The organism is Streptosporangium sp. NPDC002544 (genome assembly GCF_040295965.1).
GTDB lineage: Bacteria > Actinomycetota > Actinomycetes > Streptosporangiales > Streptosporangiaceae > Streptosporangium.
On sequence record NZ_JBEOWJ010000010.1, the window covers coordinates 24,500 to 34,058 of the forward strand.

General features: G+C 69.4%; 7 protein-coding genes. 4 read left to right on the forward strand and 3 right to left on the reverse strand.

Translation table 11 applies throughout. The annotated features are described in order from the left end of the window. Window positions 1-92: 92 nt before the first annotated feature. Window positions 93-2,627: a GcvT family protein gene (locus tag ABT061_RS16925; RefSeq protein ID WP_350918665.1), complete on the reverse strand. Its 2,535-nt coding sequence runs from the start codon at window positions 2,625-2,627 to the stop codon at window positions 93-95. 105 nt (window positions 2,628-2,732) lie between these two features. On the opposite strand from ABT061_RS16925, the gene ABT061_RS16930 reads away from it, so the two are divergent. Both ABT061_RS16930 and ABT061_RS16935 read left to right on the forward strand, forming a co-directional pair. Beyond that, window positions 2,733-3,671 carry a phosphotransferase gene (locus ABT061_RS16930; RefSeq protein WP_350917934.1) on the forward strand — a complete coding sequence of 313 codons (939 nt, stop codon included), beginning with the start codon at window positions 2,733-2,735 and terminating at the stop codon, window positions 3,669-3,671. A 9-nt stretch (window positions 3,672-3,680) separates the two neighbouring features. After that, window positions 3,681-5,240: an amino acid permease gene (locus tag ABT061_RS16935; RefSeq protein WP_350917937.1), complete on the forward strand. Its 1,560-nt coding sequence runs from the start codon at window positions 3,681-3,683 to the stop codon at window positions 5,238-5,240. Between the two features lie 93 nt (window positions 5,241-5,333). Here the strand turns inward: ABT061_RS16935 and lipB are convergent, their stop codons facing one another. After that, window positions 5,334-5,972 carry a lipoyl(octanoyl) transferase LipB gene (lipB, locus tag ABT061_RS16940; protein WP_350917940.1) on the reverse strand — a complete coding sequence of 213 codons (639 nt, stop codon included), beginning with the start codon at window positions 5,970-5,972 and terminating at the stop codon, window positions 5,334-5,336. 15 nt (window positions 5,973-5,987) lie between these two features. Further along, on the reverse strand, window positions 5,988-6,173 hold the full coding sequence (locus tag ABT061_RS16945; RefSeq protein WP_343964802.1) for a PspC domain-containing protein: 186 nt from the start codon (window positions 6,171-6,173) through the stop codon (window positions 5,988-5,990). Between the two features lie 242 nt (window positions 6,174-6,415). Between ABT061_RS16945 and ABT061_RS16950 the strand changes: the two genes are divergently transcribed. Both ABT061_RS16950 and ABT061_RS16955 read left to right on the forward strand, forming a co-directional pair. Next, window positions 6,416-7,948, forward strand: a complete 1,533-nt coding sequence (locus ABT061_RS16950; RefSeq protein WP_350917944.1) for a M28 family metallopeptidase — start codon at window positions 6,416-6,418, stop codon at window positions 7,946-7,948. Between the two features lie 99 nt (window positions 7,949-8,047). After that, the gene (locus tag ABT061_RS16955; RefSeq protein WP_502991448.1) at window positions 8,048-9,553 is read left to right on the forward strand and encodes a M28 family peptidase; all 1,506 of its coding nucleotides are present in this window, start codon (window positions 8,048-8,050) and stop codon (window positions 9,551-9,553) included. The last annotated feature ends 6 nt before the right edge of the window (window positions 9,554-9,559 follow it).

Sequence of the window (9,559 nt, forward strand, 5' to 3'; positions counted from 1 at the left end):
ACGGGCCCCGGACGGCGCGCTCTCCGGAGCCCTGGCGGTGAGCGCGCGTCTTTCCAAGGCTCCGGTACGGCACCGCTCCCTCGGCCGGACGGTCAGGACGGCAGGCGACGGACGCGTTCCGAGGACGGGTCGTAGAGGGGTTCGGCGGCGACGGCGGCGCCCACCCAGGTGCCGGTCACGCCGACCTCGACGCGGTCACCCGGTGCGGTGCCCTCGGGCAGGTAGGCGTAGGCGATCGAGCGGTCGACCCGGTGGCCGTACCCGCCGCTGGTCACCCGCGAGGCGGGCAGGCCGCCGGAGCGGACCGGCTCGCCACCGAGACAGACCTGACGCGGGTCGTCCAGGACCAGGCAGAACAGGCTCCGCGCGGACACCGGGGCCGTTGGACCCGCGGCGGACACGGCCGAGGAGGCCGGTGCGGGACGGTCGCCGGCTGGGCGGTGGGCGGCGTCCAGGGCGGCGCGGCCGAGGAAGTCCTTGTCCCCGGCGACCGCGAAGCCCAGGCCCGCCTCGTACGGGGTGGTCTCCGGGGTGACGTCCAGGCCCCAGACTCGGTAACCCTTCTCCAGGCGCATCGAGTCGATCGCACGGTACCCGGCCGGGCGCATGCCATGCGGCGTTCCCGCCTCCATGAGCGTGTCCCAGAGCGTCAGGCCGTACTCCGAAGGGCAGTACAGCTCCCAGCCGAACTCGCCCACGAACGTCACCCGCTGGGCCAGCACCGGGACTCCTCCGACACTGATCTCCCTGGCCTTCAGGTAGCCGAAGGTCAGGTCGTCATCGGAGACGGAGCCGAGGATGTCGAGCGCTCGCGGGCCCCACAGGCAGTAGCAGGCATGGGCCGAGGTGACGTCACGGACGTCGAGTCCCCGGCCACGGAGCCAGGCGGCGTCGTGGACGCCGAAGGCGGTGCCGGTGACCAACCGGAAGCGGTCGTCGGCCAGGCGGGTGACGGTCAGGTCGGCCTCGACGCCGCCGCGCGCGTTGAGGAGCTGGGTGTAGACGATCGAGCCCACCGGCCTGTCGAGCTGCCCGGCGCACGCCCGCTGCAACCCTTCCAGTGCGCCTGCTCCCGCCACCTCCAGCTTGGCGAACGAGGTCTGGTCGAACAGGCCCGCGGCGTCGCGGGTGGTCAGGCACTCCTCTCGGACGGCCGGCGACCAGATCCGGCCGGCCCACCCGTCCGGGCGGAGGCCCCGGCCGCCCCTCCGGGGGCCCTGGCCTTCCGAGCGGACATCCCCGTCGCCCAGGGGAGGGTCCCGGTCGGGCTCCGCGGCCGGGCGGGCGTTGGACTCGAACCAGTTCACCCGCTCCCAGCCGGCCTTCTCGCCGAACGCCGCCCCGAGCTCCGCGTGCCGGCCCCAGGCGGGAGAGCGGCGGAGCGGCCGGGCGGCGGTCCGTTCCTCGCCCGGGTAGACGATGTCGTAGTACTTCGAGTAGGAGTCCAGGGCCTTGGCGCGGCTCCACGCCGCGGAACGGGCGTGCAGCCCGAAGCGTCGCAGATCCATGCCGAACACGTCGTACTCGGGCGAGCCATCCACGATCCACTCGGCCATGACCTTGCCCACGCCGCCGGCCGCGGCCAGGCCGTGGACGCAGAAGCCCGCCGCCGCCCACAACCCGCGGACCGAGGTCTCGCCGAGGAGGAACTCCCCGTCGGGAGTGAACGCCTCGGGGCCGTGGACGACCTTCGTGATCTCGGTGTCGGCCAGGGCGGGGACCCGCCGCACCGCAGACTCCCACGATTCCTGGAATTTCGGCATATCGGGGGGAAAGACGGTCCGAGGCTCCTCAAGCGGGGCAGACGTTGACCAGATCTCCGGGTTTCGGATATACCCACCGACCAGAATCCCGCCATTTTCTTCCCGGAAATAGACAATGTTGTCCGGATCCCGCACCGTGGGCGTGGAGGAAGGAACCCCGAAAGGCTCGGTGACCACATATTGGTGTTTGATCGGCACAACCGGAATGTCCACCCCGGCCAACCGCCCGACCCGCCCGCTGGCCGCACCCGCCGCGACGACCACGGTCTCCGTCCGGACCGACCACTCCTCGAAATCCTCGGCTCCCTCGGTGCCCGAAGCGAGCCGTACGCCGGTGATCGCCCCGCCCGCCACGTCGAGCCCCACCGCGCGAGTCCCGGTGAGGATCCGCACGCCCAGCTTCCGCGCCCCGGCCGCCAGCGCCCTGGCCAGCAGCGCCGGATCCAGCCAGCCGTCCCCGGGCAGCCAGAGCGCGGCCCGCACGTCGTCGGTGTACAACAGCGGGGACATCTCCCCGGCCTCGGCGCCGGACAGCACCTCAAGACCCAGCCCGTAGGTCTCCCCGGCCCCGGCCAGGCGCAGGGACTCCTCCACCCGCTCGGGCGTGGTCGCCAGGCGGAGTCCACCGACCCCGTGCCACCCCGGGTCCAGGCCGGTGAGCTCGGCCAGCTCGGGATAGAGACCGGCCGAATACATAATCATCTTGGTCTGGGTGACCGTGGAGCGGAGCTGGCCCACGAACCCGGCCGAATGCCAGGTGGTCCCCTCGGTGAGTTCGTGTCGCTCGACGAGTATCACCTCGGTCCAGCCAAGCCTTGCCAGATGATAGGCCACACTGCACCCGGCCACCCCGCCACCGATCACGAGGGCCCGTGCAGAGCCGGGAAGTTTCAAAGTCCGCAACCCCTCTGTAACACCTCGTCCGCAGAATCGGATCAATGGTCTGAAGGTAGGCCAAAGGAGAGCGGCATGCCAGATCCTCTAGGGGATGTCCGTAAATGGGCCGGACAGCCCGTGACCGAGACACCGATCAAGGGCGGGCTCAGCCATCGGATCGCCAGGCTCGACGCCGCCGACGGACAGCGCTGGCTGCTGCGGGTGCTCGATCCCCGGGTGTCGGCCGCCGGCCTGGGCATACCACTCGATGAGGAGATCGCCAACACCGTCCACGCGGCGGACGCGGGGGTCGGCCCCAGGGTGCTGCACCGGCTGCCCGGCGCGCTGGTGCTGGAGTATCTCGACGGCGTCACCCTGGACGCGCACACCGTACGGACACTTCCCGGCCCCATCGCGGCGGCCTGCCGCCGGCTGCACGCCGGGCCCCGGTTCGTCAACGACTTCTCCATCTTCCGCAAGCTCGACGAGTTCCTCGCCCTCTGCCGTACCCACGAACTGGGCACACCCGACGGCTACCAGGACCGTCTTGCCACGGTGACGGAGATCGAGCGGGCGCTGGCCGCCGACCCGCTGCCCAAGGTGCCGTGCCACAACGACCTGCTACCGGAGAACTTCATCCGCTGCGGCGCCGAGGTCAGGATCGTCGACTACCAGCTCTCCGGGAACAACGACCCCGCCTTCGAGCTGGGCGACATCGCCGCCGAGGCGGACTACGACCCGGACCTGACCACCCGGCTGGCCCGCGCCTACTTCGGCACCGACGACCGGCGGCTCACCTCCAGGGTCCGGCTCAACCTGATCATGTCCAACCTGACCTGGACGCTCTGGTTCGCCGTGCACCACGGGCTGCTGAAGGAGCGGGCCGCCGACGCCGACTTCGACTACGAGGCCGAGGCGGCCGACAAGTTCTCACAGGCCGTACGAGATCTGGACGACCCGGAGTTCGGGCGGCTCGTCGATGACGTCCGGGGCGCGAGCACCGGATTCCCACCCCCCGCACCACCACGCTAGGAGGCTTGCGTGACCAAGCCAACGTCGGTCGACGAGGACGCGAGGCGACTCGCCGAACTCGGTTACAAACAGGAGCTCTCCAGAACCTGGAGCGGTTTCTCGAACTTCGCCATCTCCTTCTCGATCATCTCCATCCTGGCCGGTTGCTTCACCACGTTCGGCCAGGCCTGGAACAACGGCGGCCCCATCGCGATCTCATGGGGGTGGCCGCTGATCTCGATCTTCATCCTGATCATCGGGCTCTGCATGTCAGAGCTGGTGTCGGCCTACCCGACCGCCGGCGGCATCTACTGGTGGGCCGCGAAGATGGGCAAGCCCATCCACGGCTGGTTCACCGGCTGGTTCAACCTCATCGGCCTGATCGCCGCGACGGCCTCGGTCGACTACGGTTGCGCGACCTTCCTGAACATCACCCTCGACCGGTTCTTCCTCGGCTGGAATCCCACCCTGACCAACACGTTCATCCTGTTCGCGATCGTCCTGGTGCTGCACGCGCTGATCAACATCTTCAGCCACCGGCTGATCTCGCTGCTGCAGAACGTCTCGGTGTGGTGGCACGTGTTCGGCGCGGCGGCGGTCGTGCTGATCCTGATCTTCGGTCCCGACTCGCACCAGTCGATGTCGTTCGTCTTCACCGAGACGATCAACAACTCCGGCTTCTCCGACTCGTCCTACTGGTTCTACGTGCTGCCCCTCGGATTCCTGCTGACCCAGTACACGATCACCGGGTTCGACGCGTGCGCGCACGTGTCCGAGGAGACCCAGGGCGCCTCCACCGCCGCCGCCAGGGGACTGTGGCAGTCGATCTTCTACTCGGCGATCGGCGGCTGGATCCTGCTGCTGGCCTTCCTGTTCGCGGCCACCGACGTGAACGCGGTCAACGAGGCGGGTGGCTTCGTCGGCGCCATCTTCGACAGCGCGCTCCCCGGCAACCTGGCCACGGCGATCTTCACGATCTCCACCATCGGCCAGTTCTTCTGCGGGATGAGCTGCGTGACCTCGATGTCCCGGATGACCTACGCGTTCTCCCGCGACGGCGCCGTCCCCGGCTGGCGCCTGTGGTCGAAGGTGGACGGCAACAGGACCCCGGTCAACGCGATCATCTTCGGCTGTGCGGCCGCGCTGGTCCTCACCCTGCCCGCGCTGTACGAGGCCCCCGGCGGGTTGCCGCTGGCCTTCTACGCGGTCGTCTCGGTGGCGGTCATCGGCCTCTACATCGCCTTCGCGATCCCGATCTGGCTCCGGCTGCGGATGGGCGACCGGTTCGAGCCGGGGCCCTGGACGCTGGGATCGAAGTACCGGGTCATGTGCTGGATCGCCATCGTCGAGATCGTCATCGTCTCGATCTACTTCGTCATGCCGCTGGTCCCGGCGGCCGTACCGTTCAGTGACGACTTCACACCGGCCGCGGTGAACTACGCGCCGATCGTGGTCGGCGTGATGGTGCTGGGCGTGGGCCTGTGGTGGGCGCTGTCGGCCAGGCACTGGTTCACCGGCCCGCGCCGCACGATCGACGAGCTCGACCCGATCGATCCGGTCGACCCGGTCGGCAAGGAGCCGATCGGCTGACCGGCCCCGGCCGGCTTCCCCAGACCCGTGCCGGTCACCGCCCGAGGATCGGCCGGCGCGAATCCGGGTCACCCCGGAAGGCCGAGAAATCGGTCAGCTCGCCTCGAACGCCTCCGCCACCGCGGCCCGGACCTGCTCCATGGCCGCGGTGGCGGGGGCCTCCCGCCGCATCGAGGTCATGTCGACCTCGGGCATGCCACAGGCCACCGCCCAGCCCCACGGGGTCAGGTCACCGTCGACGTTGAGGGCGAACCCGTGGCTGGTGACGCCCCGGCTCTGCCGCATGCCGATCGAGACGATCTTGCGTCCCGTCTCGACGGTCCACACACCGGTCAGCAACTCCGAGCCCGGCGGGGTGTCGCGGCGCTCGGCCGCGACTCCCAGCGCGCCGAGCGCCGCGACGAGCCTCAGCTCGACCTCTCGGACGTAGTCGACGATCCCCTCGTCCTCGCCGAGCTTGACGATCAGGTACCCGACCAGCTGGCCGGGGCCGTGGTAGGTGAGCTGGCCGCCGCGACCCGTGCTCACGACCGGGATGCCGTGAGCCGGATCGGGCAGGTGCTGCTCAAGGGTCCGCCGGCCCGCGGTGTACACCTGCGGGTGGCTGAGCAGCCAGAGCGTGTCGGGGCGCTCGTCGCGTTGCCGCTGACCGACCAGGTCGGTCATCCGCTCCATCGCCTTCTCGTAGTCGACCAGGTCGTCCTGGACCAGGGTCAGGGGGCGTTGCCTCATGCCCCCAGCTTATTTTCAGTAACGAGCCTCCGGCGCCTTGGGTATGAAGATCCACATGAGCACGTAGACGACCCAGAGCGGCCCGGGAATGAGCGAGAGCAGCAGCCACAGCACCCGGACGAGGGTGGGCGGCAGGTTGAGACTGTCCGCGATCCCGCCACAGACTCCGGCGATTATCTTGTGGTTTCTCGAACGGTACACGGTGCCTCTCCCCGAATCGGTGTTCTTTGTCCGGTCAAACGAACGGCCGGAACCGCCACGTTCCCGAGGCATCCCTGAGAAAACCCTGACAGGGTCGAACTTGATAACTTTTCTTGCCAGTCAGCGTCGATACATCCCTAGGCGAACGCGGTTGATACCGGTACGTTCCGCCATGTACCTATAGGGAGTCTCCCTCCGTTCCACCCCCTAGGAGCGTTATGCGCCTGAGGTTACGACGCAGCATGGTCCAGACCGCCACCCTGGTCACGGCCATCGCTCTCCCCCTCGCCTTCACCGCACCGGCGAGTGCCACCGTCGCGGCCCCCAGTGTCCCGGACGTCCTCGCCAACGCGTTCGCGACACAGATCAAGGGCAGCAACGTCAAGAAACACCTGGACAAGTTCCAGCAGATCGCGACCGCCAACGGCGGCAACCGGGCGGCGGGCACGTCCGGCTACGACGCCTCCCTGGCCTACGTGCAGGACAAGCTGAACAAGGCCGGATACAAGACCTCCACGACCGACGTCGAGTTCCCGATCAACTGGGAGGAGTTCAGCCCGTCGGTCCTCCAGAAGACGGCCCCCGAGGCGAAGACCTACGCCAACCCGGCCGACTTCGTGACGGTGATCTCCTCCAGCCCTGGCGACGTCACCGCCCAGATCCAGGTCGTCGACGCGATCATCCCGACGCCGCCGAACCCGAACACCTCGACCGCGGGTTGCGAGGCCGCCGACTTCGCCGGGTTCGTCCCCGGCCGGATCGCCCTGCTCCAGCGCGGCACCTGCCCGTTCGTCGACAAGGCCACCAACGCCAAGGCGGCCGGCGCGGCCGGTGTGATCTTCTTCAACGAGGGCCAGCCCGGCCGTACCGACCCGCTCCTCTTCGACATCGTCGAATGGCGCTTCGGCTTCCCCATCGTGATGGCGAGCACGGCCGTCGGCCTGGACCTGGCCGCCAACCCGAACACCACGGTCCGCCTGAAGGTGGACGCCAAGACCACGGTCGGCCGTACCAAGAACCTGATCGCCGACTCCCGCTGGGGCAAGTCCGGCGAGATCGTGGCGGTCGGCGCGCACCTGGACAGCGTTCCCGAGGGCCCCGGCATCAACGACAACGGCTCCGGCAGCGCCGCCGTCCTGGAGACCGCGCTGAAGCTGGCCAAGGTGCCGACCAAGTACAAGCTCCGCTTCGCCTGGTGGGGCGCCGAGGAACTGGGCCTGCTCGGCTCCGAGCAGTACGTCGCGGGCCTGTCCCAGGCCGAACGGGACAAGATCAGGCTCTACCTGAACTTCGACATGATCGCCTCGCCGAACGGCGGCACCTTCCTGTACGACGGTGACGACTCCGACGCCGAGGGCGCCCCTGCCGGTCCGGCGGGATCGGCCGAGATCGAGAAGCGCCTGGAGAGGTTCTACGGCAAGCGCGGCCTGCCCTTCGAGGGCACCGACTTCACCGGCCGCTCCGACTACGGCGCCTTCATCGCCAACGACATCCCGGCCGGAGGCATCTTCAGCGGCGCCGAGGTCCTCAAGACCGCCGAGCAGGCCGCCAAGTTCGGCGGGACCGCCGGTGTCGCCTACGACCCCTGCTACCACGCCGCCTGCGACGGCATCGGCAACATCGACGCCGCCGCGCTCGACCGCAACTCCAAGGCCGTCGGCTACGCCACCACGTTCTTCGCCTACGACCTGACGGGCATCCCCGACCGCAACGCCGCGACGCTCGCCAGGACCGCGGCGCAGACCGCGACGGCTCCTGAGGACGCGGCCCGCTAACAACAAAGTCCAGCAAAGCGCACCACCACGCTGTACGGCGCGCACCCACCACGGGTGCGCGCCGCTCGGGGGACCCCCACACCCTCAAACCCGAGGAGCATGATGCGCAGTCTGTGGACCATGGGCATGGCGGCGATCCTGGCCATCCCTCTGGCATTCACCGCACCATCGGCGTCGGCCGCCGTCCCACCGGACATCTCGCTGACCGCCGTGAAGGCACACCTCACCCAACTCCAGTCCATCGCCACCGCCAACGGCGGCAACCGCGCGCACGGCCGCCCCGGCTATCTGGCCTCGGCCAACTACGTCAAGGGCCTGCTGGACGGCGCGGGGTTCACCACCACCCTGCAGTCGTTCACCTACGGCGGCGCGACCGGCTACAACGTCATCGCCGACTGGCCCGGAGGCGACCCGAACGACATCCTCATGGTCGGCGCCCACCTCGACAGCGTGACCGCGGGCCCCGGCATCAACGACAACGGCTCGGGCAGCGCCGCCATCCTGGAGACCGCCCTGGAGGTCTCCCGCCAGTCGCTGGCTCCCACCAAGCATCTGCGCTTCGCCTGGTGGGGCGCGGAAGAGCTGGGTCTGCGCGGCTCGCAGGCCTACGTGAACAGCCTCTCGGCCACCGAGCGGGCCAAGATCAAGGGCTACTACAACTTCGACATGGTCGGCTCGCCCAACGCCGGCTACTTCATCTACGACGGCGACAACTCCGACGGCGTCGGCTCGGGCCCCGGCCCGGCGGGCTCGGCGCAGCTGGAGGCGACGCTCCAGGCGTACTTCACCTCGATCGGCGTGGCCACCCGGGGCACCGACTTCGACGGCCGCTCCGACTACGGGCCCTTCATCGCCGTCGGCATCCCGGCCGGAGGCACCTTCACCGGCGCCGAGGGTGTCAAGACCAGCGCCCAGGCCACCCTCTGGGGCGGTACGGCGGGCCAGGCGTTCGATCCCTGCTATCACCGGGCCTGCGACACCACGGCCAACATCAGCGACACCGCGCTGAACCGTAACGCCGACGCCATCGCCTACGCGGTGTGGACCACCGCCACCGCCACGCCGCCGACGGTCGTCTGGCAGGACACCTTCGAGACCTCGACCGGCTGGACGACCAACCCCTCGGGCACCGACACCGCCACCTCGGGCCAGTGGGAGCGCGGCGTCCCGCAGGCCACCACCTCCAGCGGCGCCAAGCAGCTCGGCACCACGGTCAGCGGCACCAACGACCTGGTCACCGGCAGGCTCGCGGGCACCGCGGCGGGCGACTACGACATCGACGGAGGAGTCACCAGCGTCCAGTCACCGGCCGTCACCCTGCCGTCGACGGGAACGCTCAAGCTGGCGTTCTCCTGGTACCTGGCGCACGGTTCCAACTCCTCCACCGCCGACTTCCTGCGGGTGAAGGTCGTCGGCTCCACCACCACCCAGGTGTTCCAGCAGCTCGGCGCGGCCGCCAATCGCAACGGTGCCTGGGGCGCGGCCGACGTCGACATCTCCGCCTTCGCCGGGCAGAGCGTCCGGATCCTCGTCGAGGCCGCCGACGCCTCGACCGCCTCCCTGGTCGAGGCTGGGGTGGACGACGTCAAGATAACCCGGCAGTAGACCGGA